Here is a 16,683-nt window from a genome sequence, read left to right as displayed (position 1 = left end):
GGGTGTGAGCCAACGCCCTACCGATGCTCAGGAAAAAGGCGGCGCCTCCATTCGGAAGCGCCGCCTTTTCAAATTGTCAGTCTGAAATCAGAGCTGGTCCGGTTCAGAGCTGGCCCAGCATGTAGTCGGCCGAGCTGACTTCGAAAGCGCCCGGCGCTTCGACGTTCAGCTGTTCGACCACGCCGTCGTTGACGACCATCGAGAAACGCTTGCCGCGCTCACCCATGCCGAAGCCGGTGCCGTCCATCACGAGGTCGATCGCCTTGACGAAATCGCCGTTGCCATCTGCCAGCATGGCCACGTCGTCGGAGCCCGAGGCCTTGCCCCATGCGCCCATCACGAAAGCGTCGTTCACGGCGGTGCAGGCGATCGCATCGATGCCCTTGGCCTTCAGTTCCTCGGCCTTGTCCACGAATCCGGGAAGGTGCTTGGCAGAGCAGGTGGGCGTGAAGGCGCCGGGCACCGAAAACAGCGCGACTTTCTTGCCTGCGAAGAAATCGGCGGTCTGAACCGGTTCGGGGCCGCTTTCGCCGGCCTTGATCAGCTTTACGTCAGGCAGCTTGTCACCAACGGCGATGGTCATGGATTTATCCTTTGTCTGCAAATGAATCGCGGATGCGCGCTGATATAGGGCGGCAGTGCGCAGGCGCAAACGGTGCGCGTGCCGAACGTGGTTAAAATCGCCTTCACCTGAGCCATTAAAATCCGGTGAACCACTGCGTGAGAGCTTGTCTGCGGGGTTCGGCAAATGCCGGATCGTCGGAGGAGGCAAGCGATGATGAGCATGAAGCGCGTCGCCGTAGGGGGACGACATAATCGAGGGGCACTGGGCCATCGAACCTCGCGCGGCGGCGAACGTCGCTTGTTGGTTCGAGGGACACTGGGCCATCGAACCTCGCGCGGCGGCGAACGTCGCTTGTTGGCGGGGTCGATCATGGGTCTGGTGGCGGCGCTGGCGGTCGGCCTGTCCGATCCGGCACACGCGGCCAAGCCGGGCATCGAAAAGAACAAGGCCGGGCCGGTTCCGGCCGCAACCGCCGGGGCGGGCGACAGCGCGGAGCAGTTGCGCCGGCTCGACATCATGCTGATGGTGACCAGCCTGCGCTGCCGCCGGACTGCCGACGACTTTCAGGCGGACTACGGCGATTTTACGCAGGAGCATCTGGCCGACCTCAACGATGCGGCGCGCGCACTTCAGGCCGGTTTCGTCGGGCGTTACGGCGATCAAGGGGCGACCCGCGCGCTGGACAAGATCAGCGTGGTGATGGCGAACCAGTATGGCGCCGGGCATCCCTGGCTCAATTGCCACGAATTGAAACAGATCACGCGCGGTTTGGCGCATAGCCATGGGCGCGGGGCGCTGGTGGATGCGGCGCAGGAAGTGCTGGCGGATCAGCGTCCGCGCACGGTGGTAGCGCTGGCGCTCAAGTGAATTAGGTCGAGACACCGGCCGGCGCGGGAACTTCGATCACCCGGTCGGCCAGCCGGTCAACTTCGGCCCGGTCGTGGCTGACGTAGAGGATCGGCAGGCGCAGTTCGTCGCGTACGCGCTCGATCACGCGCAGGATTTCCTCGCGCCGCTCCGCATCGACGGAGGCAAGTGGTTCGTCCATCAACAGGAAGCGTGGGCCGGACAGCAGTGCGCGGCCGATTGTAACGCGCTGCGCTTCGCCGCCCGATAAAGTGGCAGGCATTCGTTCCAGCAAGTGCCCGATGCCCAGCACCTCCAGAGCGGTATCGAGTTCCAGCCAGCGGTGCTCGGGCGAGGCAATACGCCAGCCGTAGAGCAGATTGTCGCGCACGGTCTTGTGCGGGAACAGGCGCAGGTCCTGGAAGATATAGCCGCAGCGGCGGCGTTCGGGCGGCAGGTTGATGCGGCGTTCGGCATCGAACAGGATGTCGCCCGAAACCGCGATATGGCCGCGCGATGGCTTCGCCAGGCCGGCGATCATGTCCAGCAGCGTGGTCTTGCCCGCGCCGGACGGGCCGAACAGCGCGGTCAATCCGCCTTGTTCGGCGCGGAAGGCATAGTCGAACGTCCGTTTCCCGCGCTTGAGGCTGAGCGAAACGTCAAATGACATAGCGCATCGCCCCCGCTTGGTTACGGCGTGCCATCCATTCGGAAATCACCAGGGCGCCCAGCGAGAGAGCGATCGAGAGGCCCGCCAGTCGCGCCACCTGCCATTCCGCGCCGGGAACCTGCAGGGCGCTGTAGATGGCCAGCGGCAGGGTGCGCGTCTCGCCCGGAATGTTGGAGGCGAAGGTGATCGTGGCGCCGAACTCGCCCACCGAACGCGCGAAGCCCAGCACCAGCGCGGCCAGAATGCCGGGCAGGGTCAGAGGCAGGGTGATCGTGGCGAACGTGCGCCATCGCCCGGCGCCCAGCGTGCGCGCGGCGAGTTCGTAGCGGCGGTCCACCGCCTCGATCGACAGGCGCATGGCGCGCACCATCAGCGGCAGCGCCATGATCGTCGCGGCCAGTGCGGCCCCGGTCCAGCGGAACATGAAGGTGAGGCCGAACGCATTCTCGAAAAAGCGGCCCATCGCGGAGTTGGGGGCCAGCGCGATCAGCAGCAGCCAGCCGGTCACCACCGGGGGCAGCACCAGCGGCAGATGGATCAGCGCGTCGAGAATGATGACCCCCGGAAAGCGCCAGCGCGCCAGCACCCATGCCAGCGCGAAGGCCACCGGCAGCGCGCAAGCCATCGCCACGCCGCTGACCTTGAGCGACAGCAGCAGGACTTCCCATTCCTCTGGCGTCAGGTTCACGCGTGGGTCCGGTTACTTCGTGCCGAAGCCGAACTTGCGGAACACCGCCTTGCCCTCGGCCGAGATCAGGTAGCGGCGGAAACCTTCGGCATCGGCATTGCGCGAGGCGGAAAGCACGGCAACCGGATAGCTGATCGGCGGGTGCGAATTGGCGGGGAACACGCCGGCCACCATCACGGCCGGCTCGGCGCGCGCATCGGTGGCATAGACGATGCCCAGCGGCGCGGCGCCGCGGCCCACCAGCGCCAGTGCGGCGCGCACGTTTTCGGCGGGGGCAAGGTTGTCCTTCACCGAATCCCACACGCCCAGCTTGGTCAGCGCCTGCTTGGCATAGATGCCCGCCGGAACCGCTGCCGGATCGCCCACCGCCAGTCGCCCATTGCCCAGCGCGCGGGCCAGCGGAAAGCCGGGCTTGATGGTGATGCGCTGCGGCTTGGCCTTGGGCGCCACGATGACCAGATCGTTGGTCAGGAACGAGACGCGCGTGCCCTTGCGGACAAGGCCCTTGGCCTGCACTTCGTCCATCCACGGCTCATCGGCGGAAACGAAGACATCGGCCGGCGCGCCCGCCTCGATCTGGCGCGCCAGCGCGGAAGAGGCGGCGAAGGAGATCTTCGGGCGCGGATGGCCCTTCTTCGCCCAGCCATCGGCAGCGGCATTCATCGCCTCCTGCAGGCTGGCGGCGGCCAGCACCAGCGGACCTTCCGACTGCGCGAAAGCAGGCGTCCAGAGCGAGGCGAGCAGGAGAAGTACAGGCAGGAACAGCGCGCGCAGCCGGAGCATCTTGGAAAACCTTCCGAATATATCTGTATCCGGCTGTATATGGTCCGTCCGGTCTTGCCTAGGGTGCCTTCACGTGCAGTTCAGTGCCCGCGCGGTTCGGCCGGGGTTTGCCGCAGAAGCGTTGAAAGCGCGGCCAGATCCGCATTGTCGGCCGCCTGTTCGATCCGCTGCTGCAGCGCCCTGTAATGGGTGAGCACCGTCTCGCCCGCTGCGGTAAGGACGGCGCCGGCACCGCCCGCGCGGCCGGGAGAAGTGGCCACCAGCGGGCTGGCCCAGCAGCGGTTCATCGCATCGACCAGCAGCCAGGCGCGGCGATAGCTCATGTCCATGGCCCGCGCCGCTGCCGAGATCGAGCCATGCGCGCGGATCGACTCTAGCAGGTCTGCCTTGCCCGGACCCATGGCGATTTCGCCGCCGCATACGAGGCGCGACTTGATGGAGAGCAGGGCATGATCGGTCATGAAGGAATTGTCCGTGGTAAACTGGCAAAAGACCTATGCCATGGGAGGCAAGCGGGCAATGTGGAGAGAGATTGCAGGAACGCATCCGTCTGATAGCATGCCGGGTGAAGCCAGTGGCTTCGGATCGCCACGGCCAAAAAGGTCGGGCGATCGGGGACCGGCGGGGGCGATCCGGAACAGGACACGGGGCCTGAACAGGAAAGGAGGCGCAAAGCCTCCACATCGCGCCCGCGCACGAGAGAGGATGCGTGGATGAAGGTCGCTGATGAGAAGACTATCCGTTTCGAACGCCGCATCGACTCGGCGGGGGGAATGGTGATTCCCGCGCCCGCGATGGCGTTGGGAAGCGGCAAGCGCGATGACAAACAGGACGTTCGCTCGCTGATTACCGCCGTGGCGATGTGCGTCGCCTGCTGGCTGGTGCTGGGTTACTACCTGCTGACCTGAGGCCGCTTCAGCGGGCGGCAACGGTTTCCGCCGGCACCCAGCCGCCCGCCGTTGCCGCATAGAGCCGCGCGACGTTCTGGAACTGCCGCGCGCGGGCATCGACCAGCGCCAATCGCGCGTGTTGCGAAGAACGGCTGGAATCCAGCACCTGCAACACGCCGCTGTTGCCCACTTCGAAGCTGCGGCGAGAGAGGCGTAGCGAATGGTCGGCAACCTGAGCCGCCGTCTCTCGTGCGCCGAGTTCGCGGGCGTCGTTGCCCAGTGCCGAAAGCAGGCCGGATACTTGACCGAAGGCTTCGGTGACGACTTGCTTGTATTGCTCGGCAGCCGCCCTTGCTTCCGCCTCTGCCCCGCGCTTTTCGGCCTTCAGCGTGCCGCCGTGGAAGATCGGCGCGGAAATTCCGACGAAGATGTCGAACGCGTTGAACTTGCTGCTGAACATACTGGCGATTTCGGATGTCGACTGGCTGGTCGTCGCGCCCAGCGTGATGTCCGGATAGAGGTTGGCGGTGGCGACGCCCACTCCGGCGACGGCGGCGTGGAGCCGCGCTTCCGCCTCGCGAATGTCCGGGCGGGAATGGACCATCGTGGAGGGCAGGGCGACCGGCACATTGCTCGGCAGCACGAAAGCGTCGAGATCGAACCCGGTCTCACCCAGTTCCTGCGGCGAAATGCCAAGGAGAACCGCCAGCATCGCGCGGCCTTCGGCCAGTTGCTGTTCCAGCCCTGGCAAGTCTGCCCGGTCGTTGGCGAGCTGGCCTTGGGCGCTGAGCGCTTCCACTTGCGTGCCTTCGCCCGCCCGGTCCCGCTTCTGGGTGAGCGTGACGTTGCGCTCATCCTCTGCGATCAGCGCGCGCTCGGTCGCCAGCCGGTCGTTCAGCGCGGCGATGGCAAGCACTTGAGCGACCACGCGGCCTGCGATCAGCAGATGCGCCGCCTCGGTCGCGCGTTCCTCCGCCTCGGCCTCCGCGGCGGCGCGTTCCAGCGCGCGGCGGTTGCCGCCGAACAGGTCGAGGTCGTAGCTGACGCCGCCGCCCAGCGTGTAGAGATCGAACTTCGGATTGGGGATCGCGCCGAATTGGGAATCGCTGGAAAGTCCGAAGGCAGCCAGATTGACCCGCTCGTACTCCGCGCGGGCATTGGCATCCAGTTGCGGCAATTGCCTGCCGGCCACGGCGGCGACCTGCTGGCGTGCCTTTTCCAGCGTCGCGCGCGACGCGGCCAGCGAGTGATTGCCTGCGAGCGCCTGCGCTACCAGCGTATCCAGCTGGGCATTGCCGAAAGCCTTCCACCAATCCGCCTGCGCCGCTTCGCCCAACGATGCGCTTGCGGCCGCGGCGCCATAGCCCGCTTGGGCTGAAGGCGGGGCAGGGGGCGCATAGTTCGGCCCCACCGTGCAGGCGGCGCAGAAAAGCAGCGGGACGAGAGTGGCGGTCTTGCGCAAGGTCATTCCCCGATGGGCAGCGTATGGGTGTCCACCTGCATCTTGCGCACGCGCATCATCATCACGAGCGGGATCAGGCAGAGGGTCAGCAGGAACACGGCGTGGAACAGCGTGACGTCGCCCACCATCGTCGCCTGGCGGGAGACTTCGCCATAGATGGCGGACAGGGCCTGCTGCGATCCGAAGTCGAAATCGGGGCGGGCCCAGGCGAACACGGGATTGTCCGGGCGGACGTGCTGCACCAGATCGTTGCGGGACTGGGCGATCAGGTGGAGATATTCGTACTGGATCGCGGAGATTCCCACCGCATTGCCGACATTGCGGGTGAGCGCGAAGATCGCCGCGCCCTCGTTGCGCAAGGCCGGATCCAGCGTGGAAAAGACGATGACGGACAGCGGCACGAAGATCATCCCGCTGCCCAGTCCCTGCACCAGCCCGCAGATGAGCAAGGTGCGCTGGTCCACATAGAGGTCCACGCGCGAATACATCAGCATTCCGGTGCCCATCAGCACCAGCCCGGTGACGATCACCGCGCGCGTATCGACATACTTGAGCACGCGGGAAACGATCAGCATCGACGTCAGCGTGCCGATCGCACGGGGCAGGCTGATGAAGCCCGCCTGCAGCGCCGAATAGCCGAGTAGCGACTGCGTCATCACCACGATCATCGGGATCGTAGCAAAGGCCACCACGCCGATCATCATCGAAAAGATCGATCCGATCGCGAAATTGCGGTCCTTGAACAGGCTGGGCCGGATGAAAGTGTCCCGCGCGGTCGCCATGTGCACGACCATCAGATAGGTCGCCACCGAGCAGATCAGCGCATAGATGCGGATCTCTCCGGAATCGAACCAGTCCAGATGCTCGCCGCGGTCGAGGATCAGCTGCAATGTCGTTAGCGCGATGGAGACCAGTATGAAGCCCAGCAGATCGAACCGCGTCTGCAATCGGCTGGGGCGGCGGCGCAGGAAGGCCAGCATTCCCAGGAACGAGAGTGCGCCGAACGGCAGGTTGATGAAGAACACCCAGCGCCAGGACAGCGCATCGGTCAGCCATCCGCCCAGCGTCGGCCCGATGATCGGCCCGGCCATGGAGCCGAGCGCGAAGATCGCCATGGCCTTGCCGTGTTCCTCCGGCGGGTTGATATCCAGCAGGATCGCCTGGCTCAGCGGCACCAGCCCGGCGCCGCAGGCTCCCTGCAGGAAGCGGGCGAGGATGATCGTCTGGAGATCGGTGGCCAGCCCGCAGAGCGCCGAGGCCAGCGTGAACCCGGCGACCGAGAACAGCATCACATTCTTGCGCCCCACGCGCCCGGCCAGCCAGCCGCTGAGCGGTGTGGCGATGGCGCTGGCGACAAGGTAGCTGGTAAGCACCCACAGCACCTGCTCCTGAGAGGCGGAGAGGCTGGCCTGCATGTGCGGCAAGGCGACGTTGGCGATGGTCACGTCCACCGCCACCATCGTCGATGCCAGCATGCAGGGCACCGTGATCAGCAGCCGCTCAAGCGGCGGCGGGTAGGCCGAGGTTGCCGGCATGACCCGCGCTCCTCAGCGCTTTTGGGGTGCGGTCTTGGCCGTCGTATCGGCGGCGAAGAGATGGCGCTGGTGCCCGGTATCGACCGTGACCGTGGCGGAAAGTCCGGCGCCCAGCGGCAGGTTCCCCGCCGGTTCGTCCAGCGTGATCTGCACGGGCAGGCGCTGCACCACTTTCACCCAGTTGCCGGTGGCGTTCTCTGCAGGAAGGACGGAAAAGCTGGACCCGGTGCCGGGGCTGAAGCTCTGGACATGGGCCTTCAATGCGCGGTCCGGGAAAGCGTCCAGCTTCACCGTCGCCGGCTGACCCGCGCGCATGTAGTGAAGCTGGTCTTCCTTGAAGTTCGCCTGCACCCAGAAGTTCTGGCCGGTCAGCATGAATACCGCACGGCCGGGCGAGACGTAGTTGCCGACCTGAAGCTGGTTCCCGCGGGTGACGACGCCGTCCTGCGCCGCGCGCACTTCGGTATCGCCAAGGTCGATGCGGGCCTGCGCCAGCTTCGCGGCAGCCTTGCGCACTTCGGGCAGGGCGGATGTGTCGCCGTCGATATGCCCGGCCAGACTGGCGCGCAGGCTTTCGACGCGCGCCTCGGCAGCGGCAATGGCCTGCAGCGAGGCACGTGCCTCGGTCGCGGCCTGTTCGTACTGCGCGCGCGAGGAAATGCCTTCGCCGGTCAGCGATTTCTGACGGGCGGCTTCGCCCACGGCGAAATCGTGGCGTGCCTTGGCGGTGGAAACTTGCGTCAGGGCCTCGCGGTAATCGGCGCGCAGCGAAGCCGCATCGGTTTCCGCCTTGGCCAGTTCGGCTTCGGCGGAATCGACGGCGGCGGCGAAGTTGGTCGGGCGGATGCGGAACAGCACCTGCCCCTTGCGAACGCGGTCGTTCTCATGAACTTCGATGGCGACGACAGTACCCGCGATATTGGGGCTGACCGCGACCATGCCGGTCTGCAGTGCGGCGTTGTCGGTCTCTTCATAGCGACCGCCGGAAAGATAGAACCAACCCGCGCCGGCCAGCACGATCAGCGGGCCGGCAATCATCAGCACCGCCCGCAGGGAGCGCCGCTTTGCGCGTGGGACCGAAACAATGTTGTCTTCGGCCTTGATCGAGGTTTCGGCGTTCATGCGTTCCTATGCCCTTGGTGCGCGCTGGGGCCGAGACTCGGGCCCGGAACTTCTGCGCGCAGATACTAAGCATAGTTATTATCAGCAATACAACCATCGCAAGGGTGCGCATCGGGTGATCGCGATTGCGATCATGTCGGCCGTCACCTGGCGAGGAACGCTTTCACGTCGCCCATGAACCGGTCGAACTGGTCATGGTGCAGCCAATGCCCGGCATCGTCGTACTCGATCAGCTGCGCCGTCGGGAAATAGTCGATCCGCCCGTCGATCGAGGGGCTCTGCGAGAAGCTGTTCTTCCCCCACAGCATCAGCATCGGGCAGGTAATCGCCTGCCACAGTGCGGTAACGTCGCTGGTCGGCATGTCGGAGACCGACCAGATGTTGACGTAATTGTCGAACTTCCAGCTCCAAGTGCCATCCTCGTTCCGGTTGGTGCCATGGATGGTCAGGTGGCGGGCCTGCTCGTCGGTCAGGAAGGAGTTCTCTTCCTTCATGCGCTCATAGGCGTCACGGCGGGTGGCGTATTTGCGGGGTGTGCGGCCGGCGGCCTTGCGCTTGTCGTCGATCCACTGGCGCAGCCGTTCGCCCACGCCGCGCTCTTCCATCTGGCGGCGGATATGCGGCGGCGGCCCGAGTCCTTCGATATTGACGAACTTCTCCACCTTGTCGGGGAACAGCCCGGTGAAGCGCGTGGCGATGCCGCCGCCCAGCGAATGGGCGATGATCGTCACCTTGTCATAACCCAGCGTGTGCACCAGCTGCGCGAAGTCGTAGACCATCGCGTCCATGCCGTAGTGGCCTTCGGGGGACCATTCGGAATCGCCGTGGCCGCGTAGGTCCGGGCAGATCACGTGCCAATCGCGCCGAAGCTCCTCGGCCACCCAGTCCCAGCTGCGGCAATGGTCGCGCCCGCCATGCTGCAGGATCAGCGGCGGCGCGTCGACATTGCCCCAGTCGACATAGTTGAGCCGCAGGCGCTGCGAGACGAAGTGGTTGGAAGTGGGGCCGAGTTGTGTGTCCATCGGCTGAGCGTGGTCCGCCGCGCGGGGCCCGTCAACCACGGCGAAGCGATGATTTGCGGGGATCAAGTATTTCCATGAGGACCGGAACGCTTGGCAAACCGGGGGTCTTGCCCCTATCTCGCGCCCCGACGATTTTCACGAATTGCATTGTTTGAGATTCAGGCCGGAGGCTTCGTAAATGGCGACCACGCACAAGACCCGCATGCTCATTATCGGTTCCGGCCCCGGTGGCCTGTCCGCCGCGATCTATGGCGCGCGCGCTGGCATGGAGCCGATCGTGGTGCAGGGTCTTCAGCCCGGCGGCCAGCTGACCATCACCACCGATGTCGAGAACTATCCCGGTTTCCGTGAAGTGATCCAGGGCCCGTGGCTGATGCAGGAGATGGAGGCGCAGGCCGTCCACGTTGGCACGCGCATGATGTACGATGTGATCACTTCGGTCGATCTGGAAGGCCCGGTGTTCCGCGCCGTGGGCGATTCGGGCGACATCTACGAAGGCGACACGCTGGTCATCGCGACCGGCGCACAGGCGCAGTGGCTGGGCGTTCCGGGTGAGCAGGAGCTTTCGGGCAAGGGCGTGTCCGCCTGCGCCACCTGCGATGGTTTCTTCTATCGCGGCAAGAAGGTCGTGGTGATCGGCGGCGGCAACACCGCCGTGGAAGAGGCACTCTACCTCACCAACCACTCCGACGAAGTGACCCTGATCCACCGCCGCGACACGCTGCGCGCCGAGAAGATCCTGCAGGATCGCCTCTTCGCCAATCCGAAGATCAAGGTGGTGTGGAACAAGCGCGTCGAGCGCTTCATGGAAGGCGAGAACGGCGAACTGCGCGCGCTGGCCCTGATCGATACGCACACCGGCGAGCAGAGTGAAATCCTCACCGACGGCGCTTTCGTTGCCATCGGCCACGCACCGGCGACCGAACTGTTCAAGGGCAAGCTGCCGATGGACGAAACCGGCTACCTGCTCGTCGAACCCGGCACGCCGAAGACCGAAATCCCTGGCGTCTTCGCCTGCGGCGACGTGATGGACCACACCTACCGCCAGGCGATCACTGCCGCCGGTACGGGCTGCATGGCCGCGCTCGATGCCGAGCGCTACCTTGCCCATCGCGACTTTGCCGAAGCGGCGAAGGTCGAGGCGTAAGCATCAGTGGGGCGGGAAGGCACGGCTTTCCCGCCTTGCTTTGACCATTGCCCCTAAGTAACGCTGCCCAAATCCCGTCATCCCCGCGAAGGCGGGGATCCCGCTTGTTCTTGAGGCGTAGCGCGAGGGAAGCGGGGCCCCCGCCTCCGCGGGGGCGACGGAGTTTGATGGGCGCTGTTGAAGGGCGCCGCCGAAAGCCGCCCGTTCAGTGTGCCGTCACAGCCTCAAGACATGCCAACACCTGACCTGCCAGCCAGTCCTGCGCTATCGGCTCGACAAAGCTATGCGAAGCCTCCGGGCATGATTGCAGGCGGGCGTCGGCCTTGTTCCAATTCGCCGCGAAGGCGAGCCCGGTACGATCCCGCCCCGCGACCAGAAACCGGACCGGTCCTCCGAACTCCGCAATCCCCGCCGCGATTTCCGCGGCAAGTCCCTTCGGCGCGGACGGAGCAGGGCGCGCGGCCGCCAGCAGACTGCGCAGCAGCGGGCCCACCGCCACTTTTCCGGTAAGAAGCCGCTTCAAAGCCGCCGGATCAGCAAGTCGGCGCCGATAGTGATCGCGCACGACTTCGGCGGGAGCATCGTCGGCGGCATCCTCGTCGAACGTCCATGGGTTCGACAGCACCAGCCCATCCAGACCCGCGCCACCGGCCAGCATCAGCGCGCTGGCGGCATCGCAATTGCCGAAGCCGACCACGCGGGAGACTTGCGGGCATTGCACGCGGAGCGCGGCAATCGCGGCGGCCATGTCCGGGCCGCTGGAACGAAATCCCCGGTTGTCTCCCGTGCTGTCGCCCACGCCGCGCCGGTCGAAACGCAGCACTGGATAGCCCTCGGCAGCGATGCGCGCGGCGAGCAGGGCCTGCCCGTTCCACGCCCCGGCGCGGGTCTCGTTGCCACCGGAAACAATCAGCAGTGCCGTGGTTCCGGCAGCTTCATCGAGACTGGCGGCAAGCTCCGAGCCTTCGCAGGCGAACGTGAAATGCCGCCGTGTCATCCGCGCACCCCCTCAATCAGCAAGGCGGCCAAGGCATCGGCCTGTGCCGCATCCTCGTCCGGCTCGGCGCGCAGCCAGAGGCCGCTGCCGCCCAATTGCTCCTGCGCGATGACGGGCACTGACGGATCGGGTGCGAGCGCTTCCAGATCGCGGAACAATGCCGGACCCAGCGGATATCCGGCCAACACGATGCCATCGCGATGCGCCGTTTCCGTCAAGACCTCGCGATTTTCCTCCCGCCCGGCCTCGCGACTGGCGAGCATACGGGCGCGCAGCATCGAGCGCAGGATATTGGCTCCCTTCACTGGCGCATAATGCCACGCGGAAAGTCCGGCCGGGGTGAACAGGCATCCTCCGCGCAGGGCGAGCACATGGGTTGCGCCGAAATGATCGGCTGCAGCCGTCATCGCCGCGCGCCAGCTTTCGGCGTCCTGATCGCGAAGATCGCGCAGGCTTTCGTTGGTTCCGGGAAGGTCGGGCAGAAATGCATCGATGTCCGCACGGTCGAGCCGCCGCATGACTTCGGCGCAGAAACGCCGCAGGCGGTTCGCTTCGTCGAAAAGTGCGGGAACGATCAGCAGGCGCGACGCGCGGCCGCGATCGCAGGCGAGGGCATATTCCTCGCTCGCACCACCTTCAGGCAGGGGGCAGGGCCAGGTGAGGGGGCTCATCGGGCGATCCCCCCATCAAGGCAGGTCAGGCCGTGGCGCGCTTGGCCTTGGCGAATTCCAGCAAGGCGCCGAAAGTCTCCAGCATCTCGCCGTCGATCTCGTCGTCCTCGATGATGATGTCCAGACGGTCTTCCAACTCGGTCAGCAGGCCGGCAACGGCCATCGAATCGAGTTCGGGCAGGTGTCCGAACAGGCCGGTATCGGCCTGAAAAGTCTCGGCTTGTCCCTGCTTCAGGCCCAGCACGTCCGTCAGGATGCGGCGCAGCAGCAGGTCGGTGTCGTCTTGCATGGCCCCTCTCTTCGGGCATTGTCGTAATCTCCGCGCCTCTAGCCGCGCTTCGCGGCTGCGGCAAGGCGGCGCGCGCCGTGTTTGGCGATATGCAGCCAGTTTCTGGGATCAAGCGGCCGATACATCTCCAACCTGTATCGCGGCCGCACAATTTCCATCCAGTCGCGCTTGTAGGGATCGTCGCCCGTGCCGAAATCGACGAGGTCTACCTTGTCGATGTCGATCACATGGCGGAACAGCGCCGCGCTCAGCACCGATCCGGGGGAGAATGGCTTGGCGCTTTCCCGATGGGCGAGCTTGTGGATCCACGCGGTGCCGCCTTCCACCGTCCACATCTGCGCGGCCACGGCCTCTCCGCCCACAAGGGCGACGCCCAGCCGCAGCCGCCCGGCGGCGCCTTCGGCCACCGCAAAGGCACGCAGGAATGCGGGGCTGCCTTCCGCCGTCTTCCAGCTTTCGGCGTAGATGTCCTCATAAGCCGCCCATGCAGCGGCGTCGAAATGATCGAAGACAGCCGTCGTCACTTTGCCGGACTTGCGCTTCAGCGTGGTGCGCAAAGGGCCGGGGCGAGAGGCGATATATTCGTCGTAATCGCGCCCGGCGATCAGCAGCACGTGATTGGTATCGCACCGCGAGCGGGAGACGACCCAGCCGGACTTGCTGAAGGCCTGTTCCAGCCGCGTGGCGCTGCCTTCTTCATCGGGGACGCCATGCAGCGTCACCCGGTGCGCGCGTTTGCCCAAATCGCGGGCCAGCGCGGTGAGCGGCTCATCGGATTTTGCGAGAAGAGGCCGAAAACGGAACGAATACCAATTGGATAGTGCCTTAAGCTCACCCGATTTCCCGGTCAGCGGCAGCACCGCAAGCTCGTTCCCGTCGCGCGCCACGGCCATCAAGGGGGCGATACCGCAATGTTCGGCCAGCATCGCAAACCACTCCAGCCGGTCGAACGGCGCACGCTGGTTGCTCTCGGACAGCCACAGCGCTAGCGGGCCATCCGATTGCACTTGCTTAAGATCGCGGTGATAATCGACGTTTACCACGTAGCTACGAACCTCTTGCGGAGCCTTTCCTCACCATGAGCGGCAGTCCCGAAAACCCGATCCTGCCGCTCGACCATCTGGCGCTGCGCGGGGCAGACGATGCCCCGGCGCTGGTGTTGCGCGGAGAGACGCTGGACTACAAGGCCTTAAGATCGCGTGTCTCTCGCGTTGCGGCATGGTTGGCACGTGAAATTCCCGAAAAAGGCGCGCGTGTCGCCACCTGGGCGGCCAAAGGTGAACTGACCTGCTTGATGCCGCTGGCGGCGGCGCGGGCGGGGCTGGTGCATGTGCCGGTCAATCCGCTGCTGAAGCACGCGCAAGTGGCGCATATCCTTGCGGACAGCGGCGCGGTTATGCTGATCGGCACCCCTGCGCGGCTGGCGACCTTGGGCGAAGCGGACGTTCCGGCTGCCTGCCGTCTGGTGGAGGAAGCGGCGGCGTTGGCCAATGCGCAGGAATTTGGCGGCGATCTGGCGCCATCGCAAGCCGATCCCGACGATCTGGCCGCGATTCTGTACACCAGCGGTTCGACCGGGCGGCCCAAGGGTGTGATGCTCAGCCATGCCAACATGTGGCTGGGGGCGGAGAGCGTTCACGACTATCTGGGCCTTGCTTCGGATGATCGCACGTTGGCGGTGCTGCCGCTGTCGTTCGATTACGGCCAGAACCAGTTGCTTTCTACGTGGCATGCGGGCGGCTGCGTGGTGCCGCTGGACTATCTCATGCCGCGCGACGTCGTGAAGGCGGTGGAGCGGCACGGGATCACCACGCTAGCTGCCGTGCCGCCGCTATGGGTGCAGATCACCGAACTCGACTGGCCGGTGGAAACCGCTGCCCGGTTGCGCCGCCTGACCAACAGCGGTGGGGCGCTGACCGTGGATCTGGTCCGCCGCTTGCGCGCACTGTTCCCGCAAGCCCGGCTTTTCGCGATGTACGGACTGACCGAGGCGTTCCGCTCCACTTATCTCGATCCCGCGCTGATAGACACGCACCCGACATCGATGGGCAAGGAAATTCCCCACGCAGAAGTGCTTGTAATCAATGATTTGGGAAATATTTCTCAGAATGGAGAGGAGGGCGAACTCGTCCATTCCGGCCCGCTGGTGGCGCAAGGATACTGGCAGGATCCAGAGCGTACGGCGGAGCGCTACAAGCCTGCGCCTGCCGCTTCCCGCTATGGCGGCATGGCGGTCTGGTCGGGGGATCGGGTGAAGCGTGAAGCCGATGGGCTGCTCTATTTCGTCGGCCGTCGTGACGCCATGATCAAGTCCGCCGGCAATCGCATCAGCCCGCAGGAAGTGGAAGAGGCCGCGCTGGCCACCGGCCTCGTCGCCGAAGCCGTCGCGCTGGGCGTGGCCGATCCAAGGTTGGGGCAGGCGGTTCACCTCGTCGTTCGCGCTGCGCCCGGAACCTTGGATAGCGCAGAAGAATTGCCGCGTAAGCTCAAGGAAGAGTTGCCTAATTTCATGATGCCCCAAGTCATTCACTGGCGTGATGCCATGCCCATCGGTCCCAATGGCAAGATCGATCGGACTGGCCTTGCGGCCGAACTTGCGGAGATGGCCTCGTGAAGCCGCTGGGTCCGATACCGGATGGTTACGAAGCCCTCGACGGCGTGCTCGCGGTGGGCGGCAAGCCGGTGACCGAATGGGTTGCGCAGGCCGGTGACACGCCACTGTTCCTCTACAGCGCCGAACTGGTTCGCCGCCGTGTCGCGCAGTTGCGCGCGGCGATGCCGGCGAAACTGGCGCTGCATTATGCGGTGAAAGCCAATCCCTTCGGCGCGCTGCTGACGTTGATGAACGGACTGGTCGACGGCTTCGATATCGCATCCGGTGGCGAACTGGACATCGTGCGCGGCGCCGGGATCGATCTGGCGACCGTCAGCTTCGCCGGCCCCGGCAAGCGTGACCGCGAACTGGAGGCGGCGATCGCGGCCGGTGTCACTCTCAATCTCGAATCCGAGGCCGAGGCGCGCCGTGCCTTCGCCATTGGTGAAAAACTGGGCCGCACGCCGCGCCTCGCCATTCGCGTGAACCCCGATTTCGATCTCAAGGGGTCGGGCATGAAGATGGGCGGCGGTGCCAAGCCGTTCGGCATCGATGCCGAGCGTGTGCCCGCGCTGGTTCGCGAAGTGATCGCCAGCGGCGCGGAATGGCGTGGGTTTCACATCTTCGCCGGTTCACAGGCGCTGGATGCGGCGGCCATCGCGGAAACGCAGGGGCAGACGCTGGATCTTGCCGCCCGTCTGGCCGAAGCGAGCGGCGCGGCGCTGCCGCACTGCAATCTGGGCGGCGGGCTGGGCATCCCCTACTTCCCCGGCGATGTGCCGCTGGATCTTTCGGAAGTGGGCGCGCGCCTGTCGGAGCGGTTCGAATCGCTGCCTGAAATTCTGCGCGAAACGGAATTCTGCATCGAACTCGGCCGCTATCTGGTGGGCGAGGCAGGCGTCTACATCGCCCGCGTGATCGACCGGAAGGTCAGTCATGGTGAAGTCTTCCTGGTCACCGATGGCGGGCTGCACCACCAGCTTGCCGCCTCCGGCAACTTCGGCACGGTGGTTCGCCGCAATTACCCCTCGGCCATCGCCACGCGGTTTGGCGCGCCGGTGAAGGAAGAGGCCTCGATCGTCGGATGCTTATGCACTCCGCTCGATAAGCTCGCGGATAAAGGTGGTTTTCCCCGCGCCGAAGTAGGCGATCTGATCGCCGTGTTCTGTGCCGGTGCCTATGGTGCCAGCGCCAGCCCGGCGACGTTCCTGGGGCAGGGGCCAGCGCGCGAAATGCTGGTCTAACGGCGGCGTCAGCATTAGCGGCAAGTCTGTCCCAACTCGGGACTACTCCCGAATCGGGGTGAATTGGCTAACGCAATGTTCACCCTTTTAACCGATAGCGGAGGCTGGATTCTGCCATGTCCGTATGAGGTGCCTTCCTCCACGGGCCGGCGCTGGAGG

At 65.4% G+C, this 16,683-nt stretch carries 18 protein-coding genes; 5 read left to right on the top strand and 13 right to left on the bottom strand.

Features of this window, described 5'->3' with window-relative positions:
- Positions 1-103: 103 nt before the first annotated feature.
- Positions 104-583: a redoxin family protein gene (locus ACZ1JV_RS20060; RefSeq protein WP_465150222.1), complete on the bottom strand. Its 480-nt coding sequence runs from the start codon at positions 581-583 to the stop codon at positions 104-106.
- A gap of 336 nt (positions 584-919) precedes the next feature.
- Between ACZ1JV_RS20060 and ACZ1JV_RS20055 the strand changes: the two genes are divergently transcribed.
- Positions 920-1,432 (top strand): S-adenosyl-L-homocysteine hydrolase, encoded by a 513-nt coding sequence (locus ACZ1JV_RS20055; protein ID WP_465150221.1) that lies wholly within the window; start codon positions 920-922, stop codon positions 1,430-1,432.
- 1 nt (position 1,433) lies between these two features.
- On the opposite strand, the gene ACZ1JV_RS20050 is transcribed toward ACZ1JV_RS20055, so the two are convergent.
- From ACZ1JV_RS20050 to ACZ1JV_RS20035, 4 genes are all read right to left on the bottom strand, one after another.
- Positions 1,434-2,081 carry a molybdenum ABC transporter ATP-binding protein gene (locus tag ACZ1JV_RS20050; RefSeq protein WP_465150220.1) on the bottom strand — a complete coding sequence of 216 codons (648 nt, stop codon included), beginning with the start codon at positions 2,079-2,081 and terminating at the stop codon, positions 1,434-1,436.
- Positions 2,071-2,769 carry a molybdate ABC transporter permease subunit gene (gene modB, locus ACZ1JV_RS20045; RefSeq protein ID WP_465150219.1) on the bottom strand — a complete coding sequence of 233 codons (699 nt, stop codon included), beginning with the start codon at positions 2,767-2,769 and terminating at the stop codon, positions 2,071-2,073. The genes ACZ1JV_RS20050 and modB overlap by 11 nt, the downstream gene beginning before the upstream one ends.
- Positions 2,770-2,781: 12 nt before the next feature.
- Positions 2,782-3,552 carry a molybdate ABC transporter substrate-binding protein gene (gene modA / locus ACZ1JV_RS20040; protein WP_465150218.1) on the bottom strand — a complete coding sequence of 257 codons (771 nt, stop codon included), beginning with the start codon at positions 3,550-3,552 and terminating at the stop codon, positions 2,782-2,784.
- Positions 3,553-3,632: 80 nt separating this feature from the next.
- On the bottom strand, positions 3,633-4,013 hold the full coding sequence (locus tag ACZ1JV_RS20035; RefSeq protein ID WP_465150217.1) for a winged helix-turn-helix domain-containing protein: 381 nt from the start codon (positions 4,011-4,013) through the stop codon (positions 3,633-3,635).
- Positions 4,014-4,265: 252 nt separating this feature from the next.
- Here ACZ1JV_RS20035 and ACZ1JV_RS20030 point away from each other — a divergent pair, with 252 nt between their 5' ends.
- Positions 4,266-4,460 (top strand): hypothetical protein, encoded by a 195-nt coding sequence (locus ACZ1JV_RS20030; protein WP_465135495.1) that lies wholly within the window; start codon positions 4,266-4,268, stop codon positions 4,458-4,460.
- 7 nt (positions 4,461-4,467) lie between these two features.
- Here the strand turns inward: ACZ1JV_RS20030 and ACZ1JV_RS20025 are convergent, their stop codons facing one another.
- The 4 genes from ACZ1JV_RS20025 to ACZ1JV_RS20010 form a co-directional block, all read right to left on the bottom strand.
- Positions 4,468-5,904, bottom strand: coding sequence for an efflux transporter outer membrane subunit (locus ACZ1JV_RS20025; RefSeq protein ID WP_465150216.1), 1,437 nt, complete (start codon positions 5,902-5,904; stop codon positions 4,468-4,470).
- 2 nt (positions 5,905-5,906) lie between these two features.
- Positions 5,907-7,439 (bottom strand): DHA2 family efflux MFS transporter permease subunit, encoded by a 1,533-nt coding sequence (locus tag ACZ1JV_RS20020; RefSeq protein WP_465135493.1) that lies wholly within the window; start codon positions 7,437-7,439, stop codon positions 5,907-5,909.
- Positions 7,440-7,451: 12 nt separating this feature from the next.
- Positions 7,452-8,561 carry an HlyD family secretion protein gene (locus ACZ1JV_RS20015; RefSeq protein WP_465150215.1) on the bottom strand — a complete coding sequence of 370 codons (1,110 nt, stop codon included), beginning with the start codon at positions 8,559-8,561 and terminating at the stop codon, positions 7,452-7,454.
- Positions 8,562-8,704: 143 nt separating this feature from the next.
- Positions 8,705-9,583, bottom strand: a complete 879-nt coding sequence (locus ACZ1JV_RS20010) for an alpha/beta fold hydrolase (RefSeq protein WP_465135491.1) — start codon at positions 9,581-9,583, stop codon at positions 8,705-8,707.
- Between the two features lie 178 nt (positions 9,584-9,761).
- Between ACZ1JV_RS20010 and trxB the strand changes: the two genes are divergently transcribed.
- Positions 9,762-10,730, top strand: coding sequence for a thioredoxin-disulfide reductase (trxB, locus tag ACZ1JV_RS20005; protein WP_465150214.1), 969 nt, complete (start codon positions 9,762-9,764; stop codon positions 10,728-10,730).
- Positions 10,731-10,935: 205 nt separating this feature from the next.
- Here trxB and ACZ1JV_RS20000 read toward each other — a convergent pair whose 3' ends face one another.
- Genes ACZ1JV_RS20000 through ACZ1JV_RS19985 form a run of 4 tightly spaced genes read right to left on the bottom strand, consistent with a single transcriptional unit; the run spans position 10,936 to position 13,730 of the window.
- On the bottom strand, positions 10,936-11,727 hold the full coding sequence (locus tag ACZ1JV_RS20000) for a hydrolase 1, exosortase A system-associated (RefSeq protein ID WP_465150213.1): 792 nt from the start codon (positions 11,725-11,727) through the stop codon (positions 10,936-10,938).
- The gene (locus ACZ1JV_RS19995) at positions 11,724-12,398 is read right to left on the bottom strand and encodes an alpha/beta hydrolase family protein (RefSeq protein WP_465150212.1); all 675 of its coding nucleotides are present in this window, start codon (positions 12,396-12,398) and stop codon (positions 11,724-11,726) included. The genes ACZ1JV_RS20000 and ACZ1JV_RS19995 overlap by 4 nt, the downstream gene beginning before the upstream one ends.
- A gap of 25 nt (positions 12,399-12,423) precedes the next feature.
- Entirely contained in the window at positions 12,424-12,687 is a 264-nt protein-coding gene (locus ACZ1JV_RS19990; RefSeq protein WP_465135487.1) for a phosphopantetheine-binding protein, read from the bottom strand.
- A gap of 38 nt (positions 12,688-12,725) precedes the next feature.
- Positions 12,726-13,730 (bottom strand): GNAT family N-acetyltransferase, encoded by a 1,005-nt coding sequence (locus tag ACZ1JV_RS19985; protein WP_465150211.1) that lies wholly within the window; start codon positions 13,728-13,730, stop codon positions 12,726-12,728.
- A gap of 35 nt (positions 13,731-13,765) precedes the next feature.
- Between ACZ1JV_RS19985 and ACZ1JV_RS19980 the strand changes: the two genes are divergently transcribed.
- Positions 13,766-15,301 carry an acyl-CoA ligase (AMP-forming), exosortase A system-associated gene (locus tag ACZ1JV_RS19980; RefSeq protein WP_465150210.1) on the top strand — a complete coding sequence of 512 codons (1,536 nt, stop codon included), beginning with the start codon at positions 13,766-13,768 and terminating at the stop codon, positions 15,299-15,301.
- Positions 15,298-16,524, top strand: coding sequence for a pyridoxal-dependent decarboxylase, exosortase A system-associated (locus ACZ1JV_RS19975; protein WP_465150209.1), 1,227 nt, complete (start codon positions 15,298-15,300; stop codon positions 16,522-16,524). The genes ACZ1JV_RS19980 and ACZ1JV_RS19975 overlap by 4 nt, the downstream gene beginning before the upstream one ends.
- The last annotated feature ends 159 nt before the right edge of the window (positions 16,525-16,683 follow it).

This window comes from Novosphingobium sp. BL-S-19 (assembly GCF_055521675.1).
The sequence above is the reverse complement of the archived record's forward strand: the minus strand, read 5'-3'. Positions and strand labels throughout refer to the sequence as shown.